24 protein-coding genes are annotated in these 25,246 nt (G+C 42.2%); 1 reads left to right on the top strand and 23 read right to left on the bottom strand.

Translation table 11 applies throughout. The annotated features are described in order from the left end of the window. Nucleotides 1–17: 17 nt before the first annotated feature. The 4 genes from DWY31_RS01600 to DWY31_RS01585 are packed head-to-tail and all read right to left on the bottom strand — an operon-like array spanning nucleotide 18 to nucleotide 3,643. The gene (locus DWY31_RS01600) at nucleotides 18–569 is read right to left on the bottom strand and encodes a cell division protein SepF (RefSeq protein ID WP_021860986.1); all 552 of its coding nucleotides are present in this window, start codon (nucleotides 567–569) and stop codon (nucleotides 18–20) included. Between the two features lie 24 nt (nucleotides 570–593). After that, nucleotides 594–1,289, bottom strand: coding sequence for a YggS family pyridoxal phosphate-dependent enzyme (locus DWY31_RS01595; protein ID WP_021860987.1), 696 nt, complete (start codon nucleotides 1,287–1,289; stop codon nucleotides 594–596). Nucleotides 1,290–1,301: 12 nt separating this feature from the next. Further along, nucleotides 1,302–2,681, bottom strand: coding sequence for an HlyD family efflux transporter periplasmic adaptor subunit (locus DWY31_RS01590; protein ID WP_118287873.1), 1,380 nt, complete (start codon nucleotides 2,679–2,681; stop codon nucleotides 1,302–1,304). Nucleotides 2,682–2,692: 11 nt separating this feature from the next. Next, nucleotides 2,693–3,643, bottom strand: a complete 951-nt coding sequence (locus tag DWY31_RS01585; protein WP_118287874.1) for a TIGR01212 family radical SAM protein — start codon at nucleotides 3,641–3,643, stop codon at nucleotides 2,693–2,695. Nucleotides 3,644–3,737: 94 nt separating this feature from the next. On the opposite strand from DWY31_RS01585, the gene DWY31_RS01580 reads away from it, so the two are divergent. Further along, a complete protein-coding gene (locus DWY31_RS01580) occupies nucleotides 3,738–3,941 on the top strand; it encodes a DUF378 domain-containing protein (protein WP_021860990.1) in 204 nt (67 codons plus the stop codon). Nucleotides 3,942–3,992: 51 nt separating this feature from the next. Here the strand turns inward: DWY31_RS01580 and DWY31_RS01575 are convergent, their stop codons facing one another. From DWY31_RS01575 to DWY31_RS01485, 19 genes are all read right to left on the bottom strand, one after another. Beyond that, a complete protein-coding gene (locus DWY31_RS01575; RefSeq protein WP_021860991.1) occupies nucleotides 3,993–5,027 on the bottom strand; it encodes a D-alanyl-D-alanine carboxypeptidase family protein in 1,035 nt (344 codons plus the stop codon). After that, nucleotides 5,011–5,406 (bottom strand): methylglyoxal synthase, encoded by a 396-nt coding sequence (gene mgsA / locus DWY31_RS01570; protein WP_021860992.1) that lies wholly within the window; start codon nucleotides 5,404–5,406, stop codon nucleotides 5,011–5,013. Before mgsA ends, DWY31_RS01575 begins: the two co-directional genes overlap by 17 nt. A gap of 12 nt (nucleotides 5,407–5,418) precedes the next feature. Then, nucleotides 5,419–6,543: an FtsW/RodA/SpoVE family cell cycle protein gene (locus tag DWY31_RS01565; protein WP_118287875.1), complete on the bottom strand. Its 1,125-nt coding sequence runs from the start codon at nucleotides 6,541–6,543 to the stop codon at nucleotides 5,419–5,421. Then, entirely contained in the window at nucleotides 6,540–6,752 is a 213-nt protein-coding gene (locus tag DWY31_RS01560) for a cell division topological specificity factor MinE (RefSeq protein WP_118287876.1), read from the bottom strand. The genes DWY31_RS01565 and DWY31_RS01560 overlap by 4 nt, the downstream gene beginning before the upstream one ends. Before the next feature lie 12 nt (nucleotides 6,753–6,764). After that, entirely contained in the window at nucleotides 6,765–7,556 is a 792-nt protein-coding gene (gene minD / locus DWY31_RS01555; protein ID WP_021860995.1) for a septum site-determining protein MinD, read from the bottom strand. Then, complete coding sequence (locus DWY31_RS01550) at nucleotides 7,538–8,200, bottom strand: septum site-determining protein MinC (RefSeq protein ID WP_021860996.1); 663 nt, start codon at nucleotides 8,198–8,200, stop codon at nucleotides 7,538–7,540. Before DWY31_RS01550 ends, minD begins: the two co-directional genes overlap by 19 nt. A 19-nt stretch (nucleotides 8,201–8,219) precedes the next feature. Continuing rightward, nucleotides 8,220–11,159 (bottom strand): penicillin-binding transpeptidase domain-containing protein, encoded by a 2,940-nt coding sequence (locus DWY31_RS01545; RefSeq protein ID WP_199671900.1) that lies wholly within the window; start codon nucleotides 11,157–11,159, stop codon nucleotides 8,220–8,222. After that, nucleotides 11,152–11,670, bottom strand: a complete 519-nt coding sequence (gene mreD, locus DWY31_RS01540; protein WP_118519354.1) for a rod shape-determining protein MreD — start codon at nucleotides 11,668–11,670, stop codon at nucleotides 11,152–11,154. The genes DWY31_RS01545 and mreD overlap by 8 nt, the downstream gene beginning before the upstream one ends. Before the next feature lie 16 nt (nucleotides 11,671–11,686). Further along, a complete protein-coding gene (gene mreC, locus DWY31_RS01535; protein ID WP_021860999.1) occupies nucleotides 11,687–12,556 on the bottom strand; it encodes a rod shape-determining protein MreC in 870 nt (289 codons plus the stop codon). Nucleotide 12,557: 1 nt separating this feature from the next. Beyond that, nucleotides 12,558–13,580: a rod shape-determining protein gene (locus DWY31_RS01530; protein ID WP_021861000.1), complete on the bottom strand. Its 1,023-nt coding sequence runs from the start codon at nucleotides 13,578–13,580 to the stop codon at nucleotides 12,558–12,560. Between the two features lie 17 nt (nucleotides 13,581–13,597). Continuing rightward, nucleotides 13,598–14,299, bottom strand: coding sequence for a RadC family protein (radC, locus tag DWY31_RS01525; protein WP_118519353.1), 702 nt, complete (start codon nucleotides 14,297–14,299; stop codon nucleotides 13,598–13,600). A gap of 42 nt (nucleotides 14,300–14,341) precedes the next feature. Then, nucleotides 14,342–14,602 (bottom strand): DUF4321 domain-containing protein, encoded by a 261-nt coding sequence (locus tag DWY31_RS01520; protein ID WP_021861002.1) that lies wholly within the window; start codon nucleotides 14,600–14,602, stop codon nucleotides 14,342–14,344. A gap of 96 nt (nucleotides 14,603–14,698) precedes the next feature. Next, the gene (locus DWY31_RS01515; RefSeq protein WP_118519352.1) at nucleotides 14,699–16,324 is read right to left on the bottom strand and encodes an NAD(P)/FAD-dependent oxidoreductase; all 1,626 of its coding nucleotides are present in this window, start codon (nucleotides 16,322–16,324) and stop codon (nucleotides 14,699–14,701) included. Between the two features lie 29 nt (nucleotides 16,325–16,353). Next, entirely contained in the window at nucleotides 16,354–17,619 is a 1,266-nt protein-coding gene (locus DWY31_RS01510) for an NAD(P)/FAD-dependent oxidoreductase (RefSeq protein WP_118519351.1), read from the bottom strand. Between the two features lie 22 nt (nucleotides 17,620–17,641). Next, complete coding sequence (locus DWY31_RS01505; protein ID WP_021861005.1) at nucleotides 17,642–18,925, bottom strand: methionine gamma-lyase family protein; 1,284 nt, start codon at nucleotides 18,923–18,925, stop codon at nucleotides 17,642–17,644. 24 nt (nucleotides 18,926–18,949) lie between these two features. Continuing rightward, on the bottom strand, nucleotides 18,950–19,900 hold the full coding sequence (gene miaA, locus DWY31_RS01500) for a tRNA (adenosine(37)-N6)-dimethylallyltransferase MiaA (RefSeq protein ID WP_118519350.1): 951 nt from the start codon (nucleotides 19,898–19,900) through the stop codon (nucleotides 18,950–18,952). Beyond that, nucleotides 19,900–22,020, bottom strand: a complete 2,121-nt coding sequence (gene mutL / locus DWY31_RS01495) for a DNA mismatch repair endonuclease MutL (RefSeq protein WP_118519349.1) — start codon at nucleotides 22,018–22,020, stop codon at nucleotides 19,900–19,902. Before mutL ends, miaA begins: the two co-directional genes overlap by 1 nt. Nucleotides 22,021–22,023: 3 nt before the next feature. Beyond that, a complete protein-coding gene (mutS, locus tag DWY31_RS01490) occupies nucleotides 22,024–24,669 on the bottom strand; it encodes a DNA mismatch repair protein MutS (RefSeq protein ID WP_021861008.1) in 2,646 nt (881 codons plus the stop codon). Between the two features lie 78 nt (nucleotides 24,670–24,747). Next, a complete protein-coding gene (locus DWY31_RS01485; protein ID WP_021861009.1) occupies nucleotides 24,748–25,167 on the bottom strand; it encodes a putative ABC transporter permease in 420 nt (139 codons plus the stop codon). Nucleotides 25,168–25,246: the final 79 nt, after the last annotated feature.

Genomic DNA, 25,246 nt, shown 5'->3' with positions numbered 1-25,246 from the left:
TTTGCTGTTAAAGATCCTTAAAATCTTGATCGCATGGAAGAAGCATCAAAAGAAGTATTTAAAAGATCCTGAAGATCACCGGAAATATCTACATCTGTCGGTGTTACCAGGAATATGTAATTTGAAATCTTCTGAAGATTACCGCTGATTGCAAACGCAGCTCCGGAAGTAAAGTCGATAATACGCTGAGCCACTTCCAGATCCAATCCTTCCAGATTCAGAATTACAGTTCTTCCACTCAGAAGTGTCTCTGTAATCTCGCGTGCATCTTCTACGGAATTTGGTTTGATAACACAAACTTCCATATTAACATTGCTTCTTCTTGCAGGCTGACGCATCGGAGTAACTTTATTGCTTGAATGAACCGGTTTTGTAGATTTTTCCGGAAGATCAAAGTCCTCTTCTGCTTCTTCATCATCAAAATCTTTTCCCTTATTATTTTTTTTGAAAAAGCTCTTTTTCGGTTTTTCTTCAAAATCGTCATCATACTCATCATCATAAAAGTCATCATCGTAATCTTCGTCATCGCTTAACTTCATGATGTCTAAAAACTTATCTAATACTCCCATTTTCAATAATCTCCTATCTTCCGTTTATACTTGAGCATAATTGCGCGCACCGAAAATACCTGTTCCGACACGAACCATTGTTGCCCCCTCTTCTACGGCTACTTGATAATCATTCGTCATACCCATAGAAAGTATACTCACATTAACATTATCAACGTTTTTCTTTGCAATGTCAACAGATAATTTACGTAAATCAGCGAAAACTGTACGATTTTTTTCTGGATTTTCTACAAATGGAGCAATTGTCATAAGTCCTTTTACCTGAATATGTTTTAAGTTTGCAATTTCATCAATGAAGCCGTCTACTTCTTCCGGCATAAGTCCGAATTTGCTTTCTTCTTTTGCAACATTGACTTCTACAAGAATGTTTGCGATCAGATCATGTTTCTGCGCTTCTTTGTCAATTGTCTCAGCAAGACGGATGGAATCTACAGAGTGGATCAGATCTACTTTATCAATAATATATTTGACTTTATTGCGCTGCAGATGACCGATCATATGCCAGTGTATATCTTTTGGAAGTGAGTCGTATTTTTCTGTCAGTTCCTGTACTTTGTTCTCTCCGAAGACACGGACACCAAGATCATAAGCTTCCTGAAGTGTCTCTACAGGTTTTGTTTTACTGACCGCGATCAGTGTTACATCCTCTCTGTTACGACCACTTTTTTTACATGCTTCCTGAATTTTTTCTTCTACGCTTTCCAGATTTTCTTTTAACATGTTGTACCTCCTTTATTCAAAGACGATATCATTATCCTGAACAGATTTACCGTCTAATGCAATATGGTCATAATTAGACAGACCATAATCGTTTCCCTCTTCCACAATGTAATATTCATCGCTCTTACATAAAATATTGATCTGTTTGAATACAGCATAACCTTTGTTAATATTATAAACGCCTTTCAGCGATTTTGTCTCACTTAATGTATATTTCTGTGTAGAATCCGGCTTGATTAGTACAGCCCCTTCTTTAAAATCAGCTGGATTCAGATAAACAAGTCCCTTTTTCGAATCGCGGTAATAAATCGTTTCGACCTGAAATTCCGCATTCTCCGATCCATTATCCAGCAGGACGCCCGTACTCTTGCTGTTGCCGCCCTGTGTCAGGTAATCTTCCGGAACTGCATAAAAATCTTTGGAAACAACAGAGGATTTTGGAATCTTAAGTCCTGATTCGTCTTCCAGTATAAGTTCCAGGTCAAGGAATCGTTCATCTGCATAACGGATCATCCCATTCCGGAAACTTAAATATGCAAGATAGCCTCCATCTTTCTCTTTGATCGTGAGACCTGCGGAAGCTGTTTCATTATCTTTCAGAAACCGCACTTTGACCATGGACTGCTTTTTCAGAGAATCTGCAGTTGTGGAATCCAGCGGAATGATCACTGTCCAGGAATCTCCTGTAACAAGACGGTATACCGGATTCTGCGCTTTTACATACTGGTTATTGGATAAAATCTTTTTTTCATAAGATTTACCGGAAATCATCTGCTCCGTGACCTGGTTCGCCGTCGTGCTTTCATATCCGTCATAAGAATAAAAAACAACGCCGTCCTTCGTTCCCTTATATACACTCACGGTTCCGGTATTGGAAGTCAGAATATCCGACAACTGTGCCTGACGATTCTGACTGGATTTGTTGTCCAGTACGGATTTTACAGAATCCTTTACGGAATATACATCCCGAAAAGAATCTTCTTTGAAATTCTCGCTGAAATTCTGAATCTTTACAAGCATCGCCTCTTCTTCTTCACTGCTCAGTTCATTTGTTTCAGTGGAAGTACTGTTATTTAGATTTAATTTCTTCGCAGATGATGTATAAACACTGGTTCTTGCACCGACTTTGCTCTCCTCCGGAGCAAAATAATTCACGTAGCCATCCCGGTCTGCGGTGATGGTACTCTCCTCACGAATTACAAATCCGGTATAAGTATTATCTTTTACAATGGATCCCTCTCTTACTTCATAAGCAGAAACATGCTTATTGGTCAGATACATCAGTACCGTTGCAAACAGGTAAATGAAAACAGCACCAAATATAATGATCCCGATATTTATATGTGTTTTTTTGCGGTAAACCGCAATATTTGTCATTTTGTTATCTGCCAAAATACAGCCCCCTATTTTTCATTTAGTGCAGCACCGTCAAGATATCCGGATAATCTTCCCTGATAATGCTCTCCGGCTATCATATGTGCTTCAAGTTCGTCTTTTAATTTCCACCAGCTTGTCTGCCAGTTGCAGAATACAGCATCTTTTTCCGGAATACGGCTGAAAAGCCGCTCTACTGCAATGCGTGGTTTCAGATACTCAAGAAATACCGTTACACGCCGGAAATATTCTTCTTTGGAACACAAAGTTATTGTACCATTTTCGTATTCTTCACACAACCGCGTGTTTTTTGCAATGTAAAGGGAATGTACCTTCACGCAATCATTAGAAAGAGCACTTAAGATTTTTGCGGTTTCGATGCTGTCTGTGATCGTATCTCCCGGCAGATTTAGTATTACATGTGTGCAAAGATCAAAACCGTATCGTTTTATCTGTATTGCGGCATCAATATATTCTGCAAGTGTATGTCCACGGTCAATCTTCAAAAGTGTATGATAATTTGCGGTCTGCAGTCCTAGTTCAATCGTGATATTGCAGTGGTATTGTTCAGAAACACTACGTAAAACATCAAGATATTCCACTTTGATACAATCCGGTCTTGTAGAGACAGCAAGCTCTGTAATATCTGGAAACTGTGCTGCTTCTTCCATATATTTCCGGAAATCATTAAGTGGAAGAAATGTATTTGTATAATTCTGGAAATAAGCGATATACTTCTTCGCTTTGTATTTCTTTGCAATATGTTCCTGATTTTTTGCAAGCTGTTCGGTAACGGTATAAACTGCATCTAAAGATTCAAATCCGGTTCCACATTCTGCGCAGAAGCTGCAGCCACGTTTGCCGTTTAAACGGTTTGGACAGGTGATTGGCAGATTAATTGGAAGCTTGTATACTTTCTCTCCATATTTATTTTTTAAATAATCCGAATAAGGATAGTATAGCGGTGATTCTTTTACCATTTTGAATTTCGTCCCTCTAAAATAGAATAAAATGACAGATCCTGTATATTTTCCGTCATATTAGTAATACTAGCAAAAAGGAGGTATTTCTAATATGAAATGGTTTGACAATACATCATTAACACTTGTCATTATTGGCGCCGTCAATTGGCTTCTGATCGGTATTTTTCGCTTTGACTTTGTGGCATTTCTTTTTGGAAATCTGACATGGCTTTCCAGAATTATCTATACACTGGTAGGTCTCTGCGGGCTGTATCTGATCAGTCTGTATGGAAGAATCGGTTCCATGTCCGATTAATCATACACACAAAAGGGGCAATCATTTCTGGCTGCCCCTTACATATAAATTCTAATTTGTATTTGGTATCTGATCAATAATGGATGACATATCTTTATATAACAATTCTTTTGATGTAGCCCCCATTATAATCGATATATATGGTGCCTTCTCATCTGTCTGGTCAAGAAGAACAAGGCAGTTTCCAGCTTTTGCGGTAGTTCCGGTCTTACCGCCTACTACAGTCGCTCCTGATGGGCGTTTAGCTTCTCCGGTTGCATAGTAGTTCGTCGGTTTCCAGGTTACTTTTCGTGTTGTTCCATTGGCACTCTGAATGTCCGCAGTATAAGATGATCTTCCGATGATATCTGTAAACTCTTTGTGTTTGACACATTCATTGAAGATCAGATAAATATCATAGGCAGTCGTATAATGGTTCTCATCATGTAATCCGCTTGGATTTGCAAAATGAGTGTTAGTAGCCATTAATTCCTGTGCTTTCTTATTCATCATATCTGCGAAGCCTTCGATACTTCCGCCAATGTAATAAGCGATTGCCTCTGCATTGTCATTGCCGGAATACAGAAGTAATCCGTTTAACAACGCTTCCAGTGTCAGTTTATCTCCTTTGTGGATTCCGCAGGTCTGTTCATCGGCTGCAAAATCTGAGGAATCTACTTCTACGGTGACCTCTTCGGATAGATCTGCACTCTCTATTGCAACAAGAGCCGTCATAATCTTCGTAATACTTGCAGGATACATCTTTGCAGTTGCATTATATGCATACGTGGTCTTAGAATTGTTCACATCAAACAGCGCCGCAGCTTTATACGTGGAACTGTCCGGAGCACCGGACATCTCTGTATCGCCATTCACAAGACACAGATCCTTTGCAAATAATTCACCGGTATATATTGCTTTATTATACTGCTTCTTTTCATAGGCATAGACAAGCTGTTTCGTTCCCATTCCGCCGGAAATGATAAGATAGCCGGCAACAACACATAACACAAGAAAGATTCCTGTCATCAGGCGCAGTGTCCGCTGACGTTGTCTTCTCCTTCTGGAATATGATTTCTTTTTTCTGTTATTATCGGTACATTTCACGCCAGTCAAGATCTCCTCTGTCAATTGATAAAATAATAAGTTCAGCCGTAGCAAGATTCGTTGCTAACGGAATATTATAAGTATCGCACATCCGAATCACATCATTAAGATCCGGATCGTTTGGCTTCGGTGCATATGGTTCTCTTAAGAAAATCAGTGCATCGATATCATTCTGTGCGATCTGTGCTCCTAACTGCTGCTGTCCCCCCAGGGAACCTGCAAGATATTTGTGAATATTAAGATTCGTCACTTCCTCGATCAAACGTCCGGTCGTCCCGGTTGCATATAAATGATGTCTGCTTAAAATACCTCTGTATGCGATACAAAAATTCTGCATTAATGTTTTCTTTGAATCGTGTGCAATTAGACCTATGTTCATTGTATTCTCTCCTTATTTGTATTTTTTCGGCTGTAAACCAACATTCAATACAATTCCGATACCAATGTACAGACTGACAAGAGAAGTCATTCCGTAACTGACAAACGGAAGTGGAACTCCTGTGTTCGGAATCAATCCTGTCGCAACACCGATATTGATAAAGCTCTGGACTCCTATGAGTCCGCCTACCCCGCAGCAGATGATCCTCCCTGCGAGGTCCTTCGCTCGAATTCCTATCAGAATACATTGTAGCACAATTAATAATAATAAAGCAATAACAACGCAACTTCCAATGAAACCTAATTCTTCACCTATGATCGCAAAAATAAAATCAGTCTGTGGCTCCAGAATAAAGTTACCATTTTTTACAGAGGTTGTTGTATTATTATTCAGTCCTTTTCCGGAAAGCTGTCCGGAACCAATTGCCATAACAGAGTTGTTCTGCTGATAGGCTCCATCATCTGCATATTTATCCGGTTCAAGGAAGGAAAGAATACGTTCCTGCTGGTAATCTTTCAGGAATGGCTGGTTCGGCTGCACAACAATGCTCAAAAAGATAATTGCTGTCGGAATCAGAATTATCAAAACAGTTCCGATAAAGCGGTAACTGAGTCCTGCAATATAAATCAGAAAACAGATTACCACAGCAGTACAGATCGTTGTGGAAAGGTTTGGCTCCATAATGATAAGCGCCAACGGTAATCCCGCAAGAATCGCATATTTGCAAAGTGTGCTACGGTCGTTTACATCCCGTTCATGTTCCATCAGGAACTTTGCGAAAAAAAGTATCAGCAGGATCTTTGCCATCTCAGATGGCTGGAAGGTAGTAAATCCCAGATCGATCCATCTAGTCGCTCCGCCGACCTTTTTACCTGCAACAAGTACCAGCCCCAGTATAAAAATAGAAAAGCCATAGAAAAACCAGTAAAAATCAAGCAGCCAGACATAATCAATGAATGTGACGATCATCATAAAGACAATTCCGATCATGACCCCCAGTACCTGACGGCTCTGATATACCTGCTTGGCACTTCCTACAACAAGTATTCCAATTACAGATAAGATAAAAACAAGTGTAACTAATGTAAAATTGTAATCTCTTAACCGATACGGTTTCGTAAATTTTGGTAATTTCACTCTTCTTCTCCTGAAAAACTAATTAAAATTTGTGTTCTGAATATTTCTACTTTAAAATCCTCTTCTGTAAATTCCATATACTTGGAAAGCGTCTCATACAATTCCCGACATATTTTATCATAAGAATCTGGTGTGCATTTCACCCTGTCGCTGGTAACCAGTGCTTTTAAACGGTTTTTTGCAACAAAAACAGAAGATTTTTTTAACATAGGCTCTGCCTCCTACCCTTTCCGGAAAATTCCAGAAAGCTTTGAAAAGAATTTGTGGCTGCTGTTAAGATCCATAAATGGAACATCTTCACCCATAATTCTTCTGCTGATATTACGATACGCTTTTCCAGCCAGAGAGTCAATTCCGATGACGGGTTCTCCCTGGTTTGTGCCAATGACGACGTGTTCATCATCCGGCAATGCACCGATCAGAGGGATCGACAGAATCTCTGTCACATCATCCACGGACATCATATCGCCGCGTCTGACCATATCCATGCGGATCCGGTTAATGATCAATGCGTTATCCCTGAGACCGCTTTTTTCCAGCAGTCCGATGATACGGTCTGCGTCACGGATCGCAGACACTTCCGGAGTTGTGACTACAAGTGCGCGGTCAGCACCTGCGATCGCATTATGGAAGCCCTGCTCAATTCCCGCCGGGCAATCCAGCAGGATATAATCAAAATCTTCTTTTAATTCAGAAGTCAGCTTTTTCATTTGTCCCGGTGATATTGCCGACTTGTCCTTCGTCTGTGCAGAAGGCAGAAGATATAGATTCTCATATCGTTTATCTCTTATAAGCGCCTGTTTTAAGCGGCAGGAGCCTTCGATCACATCTACCAGGTTGTATACGATGAGATTTTCCAGTCCCATGACTACATCCAGGTTCCGAAGGCCGAGATCGGTATCGATCACGACAACCTTCTTGCCGGCTTCTGATAAGCCGGCACCGATATTTGCTGTTGTAGTTGTTTTACCTACACCGCCTTTTCCTGAAGTAATTACAATAACCTCGCCCATGAATAACTTCCTCCTATTACTGGTTTTACTTCGATCTCACCGATTCGAAGCAATTCTGGCTTCATATCAATTGCTGCGATCATCGCATTATAATCTCCAGTTGCGCCTGCAATGACTGTTCCGTATATCGTCCCGGTCACTGTAACGCTGCCCTTACATATGACAGTTGCGCCTGTCTCAATATCTCCAACAATTACAATGCTTTTATCCGCTTCAAGGATGGCACGTCCTCTCAGATTGCCTCTGTAGAACAGTCCATACTCTGTGTGTATTGTCTCTGCGGAGTCATAAGCTTCACCTGCTGTATCATTAGAAGTATTGTCTCTTGTCTTACGGCACAGATGTCTGCCAGACACCGGAGTATCTGTTATAGTATGTGTTTCCTGTGTATTATCTTCCGTGTCTGTCAGGCACAGAATCTGAATCCCGGCAGATTCTTCAATTGTCTCTGCCATTGCCTGTTCTTCCTCTTTCGTAAACGTACGCCCTTCAAAAGTTACTACCATACATGCATGATTAAAAAAATGAGTAAATGCATGCAGTTTTTCGTGAACCCGTTCTCTTAACAGATCAAACGGAAGTTCCGGATCAAAACGAAGAGTCATACCATATCTGTTACTCTTGATCAGAACAGGATCTTTCACATAGAACCACCTCTTTCTTTTAGTCGCCTCCGGAACCGCTTCCAATCGTTGCAGCTTCTCCGGTGATGATCTTCTTCTTGTCGCCTTTGTTGTAATAGTATTTCATAACATCTCTTCCGACTTCGGCCGCACGGGAAGAGCTGTATCCGTTTGCAATACGGATTGCCCATGCGACTTCCGGAGAATTGCTTGGCGCAAATCCGACAAACAATCCATGATCCGGATGTGTCTTTCCCTGCTGTGCAGTACCGGTTTTACCGGAAATTGCGAGATTTGTATGATTCAGGCTCGAGAAAATATCATTATGTTCCAGAAGTACCACATTACGCATACCTGTGTGTACTGCACTCCAAGTGGAATCCGGAACATCTGTGATCTTATTCTTTACTTTGGCTTTGTAAGATTTGATCCTCTTTCCTTTAACATTGGTTACTTTATCAAGAACTGTCAAATTGTATACAGTTCCTTTATTTGCAACAGTTGTAATATATCTTGCAAGCTGGCTGGTCGTGTAGTTATTTGTACCTTGTCCAATTGCTGACGGAACAGAAGAATCATCAGAAATCTGTGGCTGCGCCTCCGGAATCTCAATACCGGAAGTACTTCCAAGTCCGAATTTTTTCGCATATTTCTTCAGTACATTAAGTCCACGGTCGCTGGAATAATAAGAAGAAGTTGCTTTTCCTTCTGCATTGTCTGACTGTATCTGATTCAGTCCATTCTGTTTCAGACTCAGACGGTATCCGACTTCATAGAAGAAGCTGTTGCAGGAATGCTGGATTGCCTGTGAGACGTTCAGACTTCCATGCGCACTCGGATAAGCCCAGCATTTTGGATTCGGTGTTACTTTCTTATAAATACCGGAACAATTAATAATAGATGATGTTGTAATAACACCTTCCGATAATCCGGCAATTGCAGACAGTGGCTTGTATGTGGAACCGGGCGCTGTCTTTTCCTGCGTTGCACTGTTATATAACGGTCTGGAACTGTCATTTAACAGCTTGCTGTAATAATTGGAATCCATTGTATTTGCCAGCTTGTTATTGTCATATCCCGGATAAGATACACATGCCAGCACATCTCCATTATTTGGATCCGTCATGACAAGTGAGCCTGTAGATGGTTCCAGTCCCAGCTCGCCCGGCGTGATTTCCAGTTTCTTGATCTTTGCACGGATAAAATCATAAGAGCCAAGACTACCGGCTTTTAACTGTGCATACTGTGCATCACTCTTCTTCAGCACATTCTGCTCATATAACATCAGACAAATCTGGCGTCCGGTGATTGTACCGGCTTTGATCATGTACTTGTATATCATCTTATCAAAACTGCTGTTTGATTTCAGTCCGTCCATGATATACGAAACAAGTGCTTTGTATAGCTCTGTAGAATCCGAATATTTTCCGCTCTTCGGCATATAATTTGTTAATTTTGAAGTATCAATCCAGTTCTTGGAAATCGCATAGTTCAGATACTTTTTAATGTTGATTGTCTCAGAATCATGCCATGCTTTGTAAGTTTTGTCACTGGAATCGATTTTTCCTGAAAGCAGTACTTTATTATTGCTTGTCAGCATATCATTAACAAGGTAACTCAAGTATGCCTGATATTCCTTTGACTGATCTTTATATGCGGCAGCACCTGAACTGTTTAACATTTTTTTGAGCTTTTTAAGCACGGCTTTTTTATTGGATGAAAATGTTTTGTGAACTGCCTTTTCTGTAGACTTGGCATCATCATCCGAAAAATGTGTCATATCCAGAATATCATTGGAAATGAAGGAATTATATACATCACCAACCGGAATGATCACATCACTTCCGTCGGATACCTTCGTACGGTCATAATTCAAAGTATTCTGCAATTTACTTAATATAATTCCGGCAAGTTCCTGTTCCAGAATATTATAAGCTGCAACCTGCAGATCCGCATCAATTGTAAGATAAAGGTCGTTTCCTGCTTTTGCCTTCTTGCCCTGAACAGTATCCAGAACTTTACCTACGTTATTAACATACAGCTTGACTGTTCCTTTTTTACCTTTTAAGGTTGTATCCATTGTTTTTTCAATACCGGCTTTACCAACGGTATCGGTCTTATCGTATTCTTTCTGTTTTTTTTGGCTCAACGCATCGTATTCTTCCGTAGAAATCTGTCCGGTATAACCGATCAGATTGGCGAAACATTTGCTGTTCGTATATTTACGGAGTGATTTCTCATCGATATTGACTCCCTGTAAATGATCCATATTTTCCATTACATCTGCAACGGTATCATCGCTGACATCTTCTGCAATCGTTGTTGCAATGTATTTCTGATAACTGTTCAAAGCGATCGCATAGCGAATATTGATCAGCTTAAGAACACTCTGCTTATCCAGCTTCTTCTCATTGATTCCGTAACCACTCCGCTTGTCTGTGCAGAGATAATGGATAATATCTGCAGCAGATTCATTTTTCTGCTCTTTGCTGAGTTCATCGATCGTCTTCTTGCCGTAAACATCGGCAACAAAACGAAGTCTCTGTGTATCTGATTCTGCGGCAAATACATATTCTTTATCCTTGTCAAGAATAATACCAAAGTTATTGATCACCGTATCACCATTTGATTCAACCATCTTGATTACCGTTGTGATGATCTTGTTCAGAGCTTTGTTCTTTTCTTTTAAAGTATCATACTCTCCGTTATCTTCAATCGTAACAGAATATGCCAGTTCATTATAAGCAAGCAGCTTTCCGTTACGGTCATAAATATTCCCGCGGGTACCTTCAACATCTTTTGTTTTCTGGATTTGCAGTTTATAGTTATCCAGATATTCCTGTCCTTTTACAATCTGCAAATAAAAGACACGTTGTACCAAAACCGCAGACATAATACAGAATACAACCACGGCAACAAATATTCTGGATTTAAATATTTCTGCAATACGATCTCTCAATCGTTCGAATAAATTAGACAAATTTACTAGCACTCCTTTGTTCTTCTGATTCAAGTTTTCGGTTAATATGAAGGATCACCTGATAAAGGATCAGGGTTACCAGTATGGTGTATACAAGTTCCGGTATAATAATACTGAACAGGTATGTTCCAAATGCAAAGTCTCCCTGCAGCATATATACAAATACATAGATACAGATTCCATATAAGAATTCGCTTGCGGAGATCAGTACGATCGGAAGTTTGACATCTTCATCGTAAAAAAGGCGCTCAAACGAACCGTTCAGATATCCGATCACGGTATATAGCAGTGTATGAAATCCAAGGAGCTGTCCCCAGAATATATCTACTAAAAGTCCGGATATGGCACCGACAGCTATTCCGGATTTGCGTCCTCTCATAAATCCGAAGGAGGACGTTACTACGAGCATAAGATTCGGACTTACTGCACCGAATTTCAGTTTGACAAATAGCGTACTTTGCAAAAGGAAACTGATTAATATGATGAAAAAAGTAATTACTTTTCTTTTCATGAATCCTTACTCCTTCTTACTTCTTTTTTGACCGGCTGCTGATCATCTCCTGCTTGGTTTTTGTAATGACAAGCACTTCCTGGATCTTGCTGTAATCAACAGCTGGTGTAATATAACCAGAACGCGTCAGATTGTTGGAATCCACCTTCACTTCACTGACATATCCGATAAACAGTCCCTGTAAGTAGCGGTCACTGACGTGGGATGTGACAACCTGCTCTCCCACTTCAATCTTATTGTCGTTATTGGCAAGTTTTTCAAAACGGAGTCGTCCGTCAGAGGCAAGTTTTAAATCTCCGCGGACAATACAGGTATCTGAAGTAGAAAGCATCATTGCACTGACATTGCTTGCATCATCAATCAATGCACGAACTCTTGCATAATGTGGTCCGACTTCTGTGACAATACCGACCAGACCGCTTCCGGCAAGAACGTTGCAGTTCTTTTTGATACCGTCTTTGCTTCCCTTATCAATTATAAAATCACTGAACCAGTTCGTGCCATTATCGGCAATGACATGCGCTCCGATCTTCTTATAATCAGAGTAGTTTTCATCCAGTTTGTATAACTGCTTAAGCCTGTCCAGTTCATACTGTTCCTGACGGAGCCTTGTATTATCGGTTGTAAGCTCATCTACTTTTTTCTGTAATTTTTTATTTTCCTTCGTCATATCTTTCATTGTCTGAAAGTTTTTGGATACGTCACTCATCCATGTACCGGCATAGCTGATCCCTTTTTCCATTGGAATAACCGTATAGTTGGCAACAAAAGTAACCGGACCGGCATGGCCGGTAAAATGTTCAATTCCCATCAGAAGTATACAGACAACCGCTATGATCAGAAGCCAGTATTTGCTTGGAAGTGACGATTGATTCTTTATCTTCATATTATCTCATCCACCTATAATTTTGATCTAACATTGAGTATGCAAGTTTGCTTAATTCTTTTGATTTAATGATTTTCTCCAATCCGTTTACGACACAAATGTCCGGTTCCGACGACGTCGATGTATGGATACCGGTTGCCTTCTCGATATAGGTCTCAAGTCCCGGCATATATGCCATGCCACCGGTCAGGTAGATCCCGTTCTCATGAATCGCTTTGCGTACTTCCGGTGGTGTCCTGTCAAGTAAGGAATGAATGGCGCGTACGCAGTCCAGCAAAGGATCACGAAGCGCTGCACGGATCAATGTATAAGAAATTGTCTTACGCATTGGAAGTCCTGTGATTAGATCACGTCCTGCAACAGACAGTGCTGCATCTTTCTCGCCGGTAAAAACGCCGAAACGTTTTCTTAAGATTTCAGCTGTATGATGACCGATCAGGAAATCATGGCTGTGCCGCACCAGATTGACGATTGCCTGGTCATAGGCTGTTCCGCCAAGCTTTAACAGCCGGTTCAAAACCATACCGCCTTCTGCAAGAACCGATAGTTCTGTTGTCTCACCGCCAAAATTCACGATAAGCACACCCTTTGTCTCTTTGACATCAAGTCCGAGCCCGACTGCATCTGCAATGGAACGCTCCACGATATTTACTTCTTTTGCCTTTGCAGTAGAATGGATCACCAGGTCAAAGAATGCCTTTTTCTCAACTTCTGTCACATCCGTCGGAACTGCGATTACATATTCCGAACCTCTGGCGAACTGTCTTCCTTTCTTCAACAGATTCTGGAGCAAAAACTGCATATCATTAAAATGGGAAATTACACCCTCCTTCATTGGAAATACAACATTAATGTTGTCCGGTGCTTTCTCATACATGCCATATGCATCATCTCCGACAGCGAAAATCTCCGTACCGTCTTTGATCGCAATTACATCTTTTTCTTTCCAGATCGTATCTTTTTTCTTATCATATACCTTGATCTCATAAGATCCAAGATCCAGTCCGTAAGTATTTCTTGCCATCTGATATTTATCCTTTCTCAAGCATTTTCTAATAGTCCTTCTTCGCGAAAGCTCATATAACAATGATTGCCAATAATAATATGATCTAACAAATCAATTCCAACCAGCGCTCCTGCCTGTGCGATACGACCTGTGATCAGTCGGTCATCCGTGCTCGGAGTCGGATCTCCGCTCGGATGATTATGTAACAGCACAATGGATACAGCTTCCTGTTTCAAAGCTTCCACAAAAAGCTCTCGCGGCGTAATGATCGATGCTTTCACTGTTCCTTTTGAAATGTTTCGTTCACAGATCAGTTCCGCTTTTGTATTCAGCATCAGAAGTTTCATAACTTCCTGACTCTCATGCCGTAAATCTTCCATATAATAATCAGCTATTGATGTGGGGGATGAAAATCTGAGATGCTCTTTCGCAGACGCTTTTGCCAATCGTTTTGCCAGCTCTGACAGACACAGAATCTGTATGGCTTTCACTTTCCCTATTCCCTTAAGCTTAAGAAGCCTGGGTAAGGAAAAATGGTGAATACCCAGAATCCCGTTCTGACCGGAATCATATAAGATCCTTTTCGCCAGTTCAACAGCATTCTCACCTTTGGTCCCCGTACGGAGAAACACCGCCAGAAGTTCGATATCTGTCAAACTCTCCGGTCCCATCTCCACACATTTCTCATAAGGCCGTTCCACACTTGGAATTTCTTTCATGGTATTTGATTGATTCATCTCATCTTTAGATTCGTACGACGATCCCTTTAAAATCTTAAATTAAAGGAAACGATAAATGAAAATTGCTACAATCACGCCAATGATGCTTGCAATGGTAATTTTAATTGTAAGTCCGAATGTCACAACAAGCAGTCCCAGATTCAGAACCACCGGATCATCCAGTCCGAACGTCTGTCCATAGCTGAGCCAGTTCAGTGAAGATACACCGTCTGCCAGCATGCCGATAAAACCACCAAGAACAATCCCTGCCAGTAATAGCAGAAATAAAGCCCAGGCGTTTTTGCCTCCTTTTCCCTTCATAATATGTACTCCTCCTCGTGTTTATCTCTTCGAAAAACTCAATACATTTTATCATATTTCCGAAAAAGTGTATAGAGTTATCCCATTAATTTTTTCTTAACATGTACCAGATATGTCGAAAGGACGGTAAACCCGGCTGATTGCTTCGGCTGTCTTAAGCCCATCCATTGCAGCGGAAGTAATTCCTCCGGCATACCCTGCGCCCTCTCCGCAAGGGTAAAGTCCGCGCACGCTGCTCTGCAGTGTCTCATCCCGCAGAATGCGTACCGGAGAGGATGTCCGGCTCTCCACTCCTGAAAGCACCGTATCCGCATCCGCATATCCTTTTATCTTCTGATCAAACGAGCGTATCCCCTTTTCCAGTGAATCAGCGATCACTTCCGGGAATACCGGACGCAGGTTCGTCCAGTGATATGCACCTTTCATCTGTGGGGTAACTCTGCCTTCTGCTTCAGAAGCTTTGTCTTCACAGAAATCTCCGAATAACTGCACCGGGATTTTCCCTTCTCCTGCTCTGTATGCGGCTTCTTCGAGTTTTCGCTGAAATGCCATTCCTGCAAGTACATCATCCGTGCCGTAATCTTCCGGTGTTACCGTGACAATAACTGCACTGTTCGCATTTTGACCATCTCTGCCACTGTAACTCATTCCATTTACGGCAAGTCTTCCAGCTTCCGAAGATGCATTCACGACATATCCGCCCGGACACATACAGAAAGTATAGACGCCTCTTCCATTTTCCAGATTGGCAGTCAATTTATATGGAGCTGCCGGAAGTCCATCCGGCTGTGCGCTTCCATACTGATTTTCATTGATCATGGACTGTTTATGTTCCACACGGACACCAACCGCAAAAGCCTTTGTTGTCATCGGAATTTCTTTTCTTTTCAGCATTTCAAATGTATCTCTTGCACTGTGCCCGATCGCAAGGACAAGTGCCTGCGTTGGCTTGTCTGTCACTTCGCCACTATGTGTATCCTGAAGTTTTATTCCGGTAAGCTTTCCCTCTTCTGTTAAAAGTTCTGTTACCTGTGTATGAAAATGGACCTGTCCGCCCAGACGGCAGATTTCTTCTCTCATACGTTTTACAACAACAGCCAGAATATCTGTCCCTACATGTGGTTTATTATCATAAAGAATTTTTTTAGGCGCTCCGAATTTTACAAATGTTTCCAGAACAGCTCTGCCTCTGCCCTCTTTATCGTGAACCAGCGTATTCAGTTTCCCGTCTGAAAACGTTCCGGCTCCACCTTCTCCGAACTGGACATTGGAATTGGACTTTAAAGAGCCTCCGTTCCAGAACGCTTCTACATCCTGCATTCGTGTATCCACATCTTCTCCACGCTCTACAAGAACCGGTGCATAGCCCATTTTTGCCAGGCTATATGCACAGAATAATCCTGCCGGTCCGCTTCCGGCGATTATCGGCGCATGTGCAAGTGTTTCTGTGCCGGTTGGAACCGGTGCATATATCGGCTTTGCTTTGCAGACGTTTACATTTTTCGGCAGATTTTTCTTCTGTAATCCTGCTTCGTTTTTTACTGACAGTTCCAGTGTATAGACATAATACAACACCGGCTTTTTCCGTGCATCCAGAGAACGTTTTGCAATCCGGAATCCGATAAGGTCCTGCTCGCGGATGTGCAGTTGTTTTAAAGCTTTTTCCTTAAGACGCTTTGTTGTATGTGGAATCTGTAGTTTCAGATTTGAAATTTGGATCATCCGTTTTAACTCCTGTTATTTTATTACTTTTATTTTCCGGTGTTTTTCTTACCTGCGGCAGCACATCCGGCAAGATACCCACTTGCCCATGCCCATTGCAGATTGTAGCCTCCGCAGATGCCGTCAACATCCAGCAGCTCTCCGGCAAGATACAGGTCTTTACAGATACGCGACTCCATTGTATCAGATGCAATCTCTGTAAGATTTACACCTCCGGCGCAAACCTGTGCATTGTCAAATCCATTCGTGTCAGAAATGACAAGTTCCAACCTCTTTAATGTAGAAATAAGTCTATCCCAATCCGGTGTTTTCAACTTTTTCACATACAGTTTTTCCGGTATTCCGGCTGTTTTTAAAAGCACTGTGATTAGTTTCTGATTCAGAAGACCGAGTAGAAATTCGGAAACCATATAAGTTTCACGGTTCTGTGTACGTTTCTGTAAATAGGATTTTAATTCTTCTTCAGACATTCCAGGAAAGAAATCTATCCGTACAACCGGCGTCTTTTTCTCATACAAAAGTTTTGCCGCCAGACGGCTGATCTGAAATACCGGTATACCGGAAATGCCATAAGCAGTGATCTGAACTTCTCCGGTGTCGCTTCCGAGAATTACGGGGTGATTGTTCGTATCGCTTCCATCAAAGATTTCAACTTTTGTTTCTGTACGCACACCGGAAGCCTTTGCCAGTGGATGCGATTTTACTTTTAACTGCACAAGTGCCGGAACAACCGGAACAAGCGAATGTCCAAGCATCTTTGCAAGTGTATATCCGCTTCCGTCTGAACCAAGAACAGCCGCTGCGCGTCCACCACATGCGAGAATCAACCGATCGGCATGAATACTCATTCCCGGTGTATCTGTAAAAATGCGGAATCCTTTTTTATTTCGCTGCACTTCGGTTACATGAATGTCTGTCTTATATGTTACGCCCAGTGCTTTTAATTCAAGAATCAACAGCTGCTGGATTGTCTGTGCCTGATCCGATCTCGGATAGTAATAACCGTTCCGGTCTTTCGGATATACACCTAATTTTCGAAAGAAATCCAGCGTCTCATCTGTTCCGAATTTATCAAGAACACACGGTATCACATCTTTCGAATCACTGTAAAAACATTCTTTTTCCATATAAGCATTTGTGAAATTACAGCGACCGTTTCCGGTAGATAATAATTTCTTTCCTAATTGATTTTTATGTTCTAATATAAGAATCTCATGAGACGGATCTGCCCAGGCTGCTGCGATCGCTGCCGTCATGCCTGCCGCACCGCCTCCGATGATTACGATCTTTGCCATAAATACTCCTTATATTTATTGCTTATAATTTTACAATACCGGCTCTTACAAGATGTTCCAGAGACATCAGGATTCCAAGTTTTGCGCTTGGCCATGTTAAACCGCCCTGGAAATAAACCGCATACGGCGGTTTGATTGGTCCGTCTGCGCTCAGCTCAATCGAAGAGCCCTGTACAAATGTACCCGCCGCCATAATTACATCACTGTCATATCCCGGCATTGCCCACGGTTCCGGAGCAACATAGGAATCTACCGGTGCGGCCGCCTGGATACCATGACAAAAGGCAATCATTGCCTCGGCAGAGCCAAGTTCTACTGCCTGGATAATATCATGACGGCTTTCCGTTCCGTTTGGTACAACCGGGTACCCCAGTTTTTCATAAATTTTTGCCGCAAGAATAGCACCCTTTAATGCACTTGCTACAACTGTCGGGGCAAGGAACAGTCCCTGATAGAATGACTGCATGATTCCGAGAGATGCGCCGACTTCTTTTCCAAGTCCTGGAGAAGTCAGACGATATGCACAGTTTTCAATCAGTTCTTCTTTACCGGCAATATAGCCGCCGATCGGCGCAAGTCCGCCTCCCGGATTTTTGATCAGAGAACCGACAACCATATCCGCACCTACATCACTTGGCTCGATTTCTTCTACAAATTCTCCGTAGCAGTTATCAACCATGCAGATCACTCCTGGTTTGATCTCTTTGACAAAACGGATCACTTCCCCGATCTGTGCAACAGAAAAGCTCGGACGCGTCTGGTAACCTTTGGAACGTTGTACCGTAACCATCTTTGTTTTTTCATTGATTGCTTCACGGATGGAATCAAAATCAAATGTCCCATCTTCCAGAAGGTCTACCTGTCTGTAAGAAATCCCATATTCTGCAAGCGATCCTTTGGAAGGGCGGATACCGATTACTTCCTCCAGTGTGTCGTAAGGCTTGCCGCCAGCCGCCAAAAGCTCGTCTCCCGGGCGTAAATTCGCTGCAAGAGAAAGTGCCAGCGCATGTGTTCCACAGGTAATCTGTGGGCGAACCAGTGCACTTTCTGTATGGAAGACATCTGCGTAAATTTTCTCCAGTGTATCTCTTCCATGATCGTCATATCCATATCCGCTGACATAGTTAAAGCAGTCTGCACTTACGTGATTTTTCTGCATAGCGTGCAATACTTTTAACTGATTGTACTCGGCACGCTGATCAATCTCGCCAAAACGTTCTTTTAAATCTTTTTCAATAGTATTTCCAAATTTCAGTACTTCCGGGCGAATACCCATTTTTTCATACATATTTGTAATCTCTGACATGTTCTTATCCTCTCATTATATATATTATTTTTTTTCTGCTTTCCACGGGAGTTTTGAAAGCATTTCGTCTAAAATCTGCTCCGCCTCATAACCAAATGACTGTTTGTTGATCCAGATTACATCCCGCTCTCTCTTAAACCAGGTGAGCTGACGTTTGGCGAAATGCCTTGTATCCCGCTTAATTGTATAAATAGCTTCTTCCAGCGTACAATTGCCATCCAGATAATCCAGAATTTCTTTGTAGCCAAGTCCCTGCATGGAAACAAGCTGCTTTGTATAGCCCTTGTCTTTTAAAGCCTGTACTTCATTTACCAGACCTTCCTCAATCATTTGATCGACACGCCGGTTAATACGTTCGTACAGATGTGCTCTGTCATCTGTCAGCACAAAATAGGCAAATGCATACGGGGACTCCCTTTGACGCTGTGTCTCGTTGTGTTCGGAAATTCGTTTTCCGGTCTGCTCATAAAATTCCAGCGCACGTATCACACGCTTGATGTTATTTGGATGAATCATTTCAGCAGATGCCGGATCAACCAAAGCAAGCTTCTCATGCAAAGCTTCTGCTCCATGTTCTCTGGCATAAGCTTCCAGTTCTTTCCGGCATGCATCTTCTTTTTCATTTTCATCAAAATCAATATCATAAAGCAATGCCTGGATATAGAAGCCGGTTCCACCGGTAACGATCGGAATATGCCCGCGTTCCCAGATTTCCCGCATCGCTTTTTTGGCAAGCTCCTGAAATTTTACAACATGAAATTCATCATCCGGCTCCAGTACATCAATCAGGTGATGCGGTATGCCTTCCATCTCTTCTGGTTTTATCTTCGCAGAGCCGATATCCATATGCCGGTAAACCTGCATCGAGTCAGCGGAAATAATCTCGCCGTCAACTGCTTTTGCAAGTCCGATGGAGGCCTTTGTTTTGCCAACGGCCGTCGGACCGGTAAGAATGATCAATGGTTTTTTCTTCATTATACAATCCTCTTAAATTTCTTTTCTAACTCCCGTTTAGTCATGGAAATAATCGTCGGTCTTCCGTGTGGACAATGATACGGATTATCCAGAAGAAGCAGTTCGCCGATCAAGGTGTCGACTTCTGCAGCAGAAAGACTCATATTGCCTTTTACTGCCGCTTTGCAGGACATAGACGCAATCTTCTCATCAATCAGGTCGGACGGCTGGTTTCTGTTAAGCTCATCCGATAAATGGTCAATCATTTCCAGAAGCAGATCTTTTTTGGCAATGCTGAACAGATTATCCGGAACACTTCTTACCGCAAAAGAATCCTGCCCGAATTCTTCAAACTCAAATCCAATTCTTGTAAAGCGATCCATGTACTGTCTGAGCAGCTCCGCCTCTTGCATCGTCAGGTTCAGAATGATCGGCGGGCTGATCATCTGGGATGTGAATTCCCGGTTTTTCATTTCCCGCAATGTCCGTTCATACAGAACTCTTTCATGTGCTGCATGCTGGTCGATAATATACAGACTATTTTCGAACTGGACAAGCCAGTAGGTATCGAAAATCTGCCCAATCAACGTATAATCTGCTTTCCGTTCTTTGTCAAGAAAACGATCTTCAAAGAGATCCATCTGTTCCGGTTTTTCATTTGCTTTGATGTCAATACCTTGTCCATTTGCTGTTGTCTTTTCAGCCGTTGTTTTAGCAGTTCCCGGTATTTCTGGTGTTACATCTGTCTTTTTAGGAAACTCTTGTTTCTTCGCATCCCTTGCAGCCGCTTTGTACTGCGACACCGCTTCTCTTATCCGGTCTGCCTGCCGTTCAGGCTTAAAAATATCTGACCGGCTCTTTACTTCCGCAGATGAATTCTGCTGGTGATAAGATGTTACACGCTTTTTCATCTGTTCCATGAAATAATCCAGATTCCTCTCTTCTTTCGGCGGTATTTTCGTTTTTTGTTTCACCGGTGTCTGCACCCCAGCCCACATTTCTGATTGCGCTGCCTTTTTTGTCATATTCCCGGCAGTTGATGCAAAGCTGACCGAAGATCCGGTCGTACGGAAATTTTGCTTTTCCTTCGTTACCGGCACAGCCTCTGCCCTCGGCACTTTCGGCTCATCTAGTGTCACCTTCGGAATCAGTTCTCTTCCGTGAAGTGCCGAGTCGATTGCTTCATAGAGTGTATTATACACTTCCTGCTGATTGTTAAACCGAAGCTCCATCTTTGTTGGATGGACATTCACATCTACATGTTCTCCATCAATCGTAATGTGAAAGACGGTAAATGGGAACTTATGCTGCATGGAAAAATCTTTATATGCATCTTCAATGGCACGGTAAATAATATTACTTTTCACGTAGCGGCCATTAATAAAATAATTTTCAAAATTACGGTTTCCTCTGGAAATGAGCGGCGCTCCAATGTAGCCGCTTAAGGAAAGCCCGTTATTCTTATATTCCAGAGGAATGAGATTAGCAGTAATCTCTCTTCCATATACGTGATAAATGACATCTTTTAAATTTCCATTTCCGGATGTATGCAGTCTGGACTGCCCGTTATTGATGAACTGGAAAGAAATCTCCGGGTGCGACAGTGCAAGTCTCGTCATCAGATCGCCGACATGGCTTGCTTCGGTGATCGGTGTCTTTAAAAATTTCCGTCTCGCCGGCACATTATAAAAAAGCTGACGGATCAGAAATGTTGTTCCATCCGAAGCTCCGGTATCTTCCAGTTCTTCTTCTTTTCCACCGGCGATCTGGTAACGCGTTCCAAGAAGCTGTTCCTTTGTTTTTGTAATCATCTCGACCTGTGAGACAGCCGCAATACTGGACAACGCTTCACCACGAAAGCCTAAAGATGCAATATGTTCCAGATCTTCGGCAGCGCGGATCTTGCTCGTAGAATGTCTGAGAAATGCATTCTGAACATCGTCCCGTGCAATTCCGCAGCCGTTGTCAGCAATGCGCATATAAGAAATGCCGCCTTCTTTGATCTCTACAGTCACAGAACCGGAACCGGCATCAATGGCATTTTCTACCAGCTCTTTTACGACAGAAGCCGGACGTTCAATCACTTCTCCGGCTGCGATCTTATCAATTGTTATCTGATCTAATACATGTATGTTTGACATAAACTACCACCTGTTTTTTAACTTGTTCTGCAACTGATACAGTGTATTCAGTGCGTCAATCGGCGTCAGATTCGTTACATCCAGGTTTTTGAGTTCCTGAAGTACATCATCATCTTTGACGGTATCAAACAATGACATCTGTGCCAGATCCACATCATCATATTTCTTTGCTTTGTGTTTCGACTCACTTCCTGCCACTGCAATATCTTTGATCCGTGACGTGATGTCTGCCTGCACCAGTTCTTCTACAATTTCTTTTGCACGGTCTGTAACAGAAGCTGGGACACCGGCAAGACGCGCCACTTGAATACCATAACTTTTGTCCGCACCACCGCTTACGATTTTACGAAGGAAGATAATGTCATCGCCTTTTTCTTTCACGGCAATGCAGTAATTATTCACGTTATCAATCTTTCCTTCCAGTTCCGTCAGCTCATGATAATGCGTTGCAAATAATGTCTTTGCTCCTAGCAGTTTACTGTTGCTGATATGCTCAATCACTGCCCATGCAATACTCAGTCCGTCAAAGGTACTTGTTCCACGCCCAATCTCATCAAGGATCAGGAGACTCTTGCTTGTCGCATTTCGTAAAATATTCGCGACTTCTGTCATCTCTACCATAAAGGTACTCTGTCCGGAAGCCAGATCATCCGATGCTCCCACTCGGGTGAAAATACGGTCAACAAGTCCGATATTTGCCGAAGATGCCGGAACGTAGGATCCAATCTGTGCCATCAGTACGATCAAGGCTGTCTGGCGCATATAAGTTGACTTTCCAGCCATGTTCGGTCCGGTGATGATAGAAATTCTTTTCTTCTTATCATTCAGATAAGTATCATTTGTAATGAACATATCATTCGGAATCATCTTCTCTACGACCGGATGTCTGCCGTCTTTAATATCAATGACACCTTTCTCATTGATCTTCGGACGCACATAATTATTACGTTCAGCGACCAGTGCCAGAGAAGCCAGAGTATCAATCTTCGCAACCGCTTTCGCTGTTGTCTGGATACGCACAACTTCTTTTGCAATCGTGTCACGCACCTCACAGTAGAGCTGATATTCCAGCGCATACAGCTTATCTTCTGCACCGAGGATCGTGTCTTCCAGTTCTTTTAATTCTGGAATAATGTAGCGTTCCGCATTGGCAAGTGTCTGTTTCCTTGTATAGTACTCCGGCACCAGATTCTTGAAAGAATTAGTTACTTCCAGATAATAGCCGAATACTTTATTATATTTGATTTTGAGATTCTTGATTCCGGTCTTTTCCCGCTCGTCTTCTTCCAACTTGGCAAGCCATTCTTTTCCGTCAGACTTGGCATGTCTTAACTTGTCTACTTCTGCATTGTAACCATCCCGGATGATGCCACCCTCTTTCATGGCAAGCGGTGGCTCATCCTTAATTGCCTTTTTCACCAGTGTACACAGATCTTCCAGTGGATCTAACGCATCGTACAGTTCCCGGTTCAGGGTACTTTGCATGTCACTTAAGATTGTCTTTACATGTGGCAACATGGAGAGGGAACTCTCAAAAGCAGTCAGATCTCTTGGATTGGCAGACTGGTATGTAATCTTGCTGACGAGACGTTCCAGGTCATAGACCGGTGTCAGGTATTCTCGAATCTCTTCTCTTGCGATCGCATTGTTTTTAAATTCCTCTACCGCATCCAGTCTCTCATCAATTTCTTTTTTATGTAACAATGGCTGTTCAATATACTTGCGCAGTGTCCGCGCTCCCATCGCAGTTTTCGTCTTATCGAGAACCCAGAGTAGGGAACCTCTTTTCTGCTTCTCACGCATTGTTTCACAAAGTTCCAGATTCCGTCTTGTAGAACTGTCGAGAAGCATATATTTGCCATTCGTATACGGTATCAGTCTGGACATATGTGTCAGTGCATTCTTCTGCGTCTCCTTCAGATACTGGAACAGTGCACCTGCCGCTACAATACCGCAGTCATAATCCGCAAGTCCAAGCCCTTCCAGTGTTGCACAGTGGAAATGCTCTTCCAGCGTCTTCGTACAGATTTCATCATCAAAATACCATGCATCCAGCGAGTAAACGGTGATACCAAGACGTTCTCTTAAATCGTCAAAATCCATGCCACTCATATAAAAAGCCTCATTGCAAATAAGCTCTGAGGGCATAAATTTGTAAATTTCATCAAATAACTTTTCACTGTCTTCTATCTCGGTCACAAAATAATCTCCGGTTGTCACATCCGCAACCGATACACCATACCGGTCTGCAATGTATGCGACACACATAAGATAATTGTTCTTCGTCTCATCCAATGCCTGGGTATCCAGATTCGTACCCGGTGTTGCGATCCTGACAACTTCTCTCTTTACAATTCCTTTCGCTGTCGCAGGATCTTCCACCTGTTCACAGATTGCAACTTTATATCCTTTGGACACAAGCCGGTTCAGGTAACTGTCCACAGCGTGATAAGGTACTCCACACATTGGTGCCCGTTCCTCTAGTCCGCAGTTCTTCCCTGTCAGGGTGATCTCCAGTTCTTTTGATGCTGTGATTGCATCGTCAAAGAACATTTCATAAAAATCTCCCAGTCTATAAAACAAGATACAGTCTTTGTATTCTTCTTTTGTTTTCATGTATTGCTGCATCATTGGTGTTAATTCAGCCACATCTATTCTCCTTTGTATCGATTCTAAGTTTACATTTCATTATAACATTATTTTTCCGGTGGGAAAAGATAGAATTTCTCATCTCAGAACATGAAAAACAGGTTTTTCTTCGCCGAACAGGTAACAGGCAAGGTAGCTGGAAAGAAAAATTCCAACCGCACAGAGTCCTGCAAAAATGATTGCAAAAGGCAGACAGATCTGCCCTAAGATCTGAAATGGCATATCTGTATAATCCCATACATTCATATGCCACATACAGTTTACAACGATTCCTGTCATAAATTCCATGGAAACTACAAAAATATCGCATCTCAAAATTTGTTTCCACAGTGGTTCATCCCATCCAATCTTGCTGCCCTGCAGATAAATAAACAGGAAACAGATTCCACCAAGCAGAAACATGCTCCAGTGCGAAAATCCACGAAACAATTGTTCAAATACATAATACAGACTGCCTCCGATTCCGATGAGGCAGAGATATTTTCCGGTTCTACCCATAAAAACGCCCTCACTATCCTTCTTACCAGATAGTTTGAGCGTTTTTGTATCTCTTTATAGGTGGAAGATATTGCAAATG

The sequence above is a fragment of the Dorea sp. AF24-7LB genome, assembly GCF_003478575.1.
Taxonomy (GTDB): Bacteria; Bacillota; Clostridia; order Lachnospirales; family Lachnospiraceae; genus Dorea_D; species Dorea_D hominis.
This window is presented reverse-complemented; position numbering and strand designations above follow the sequence as displayed.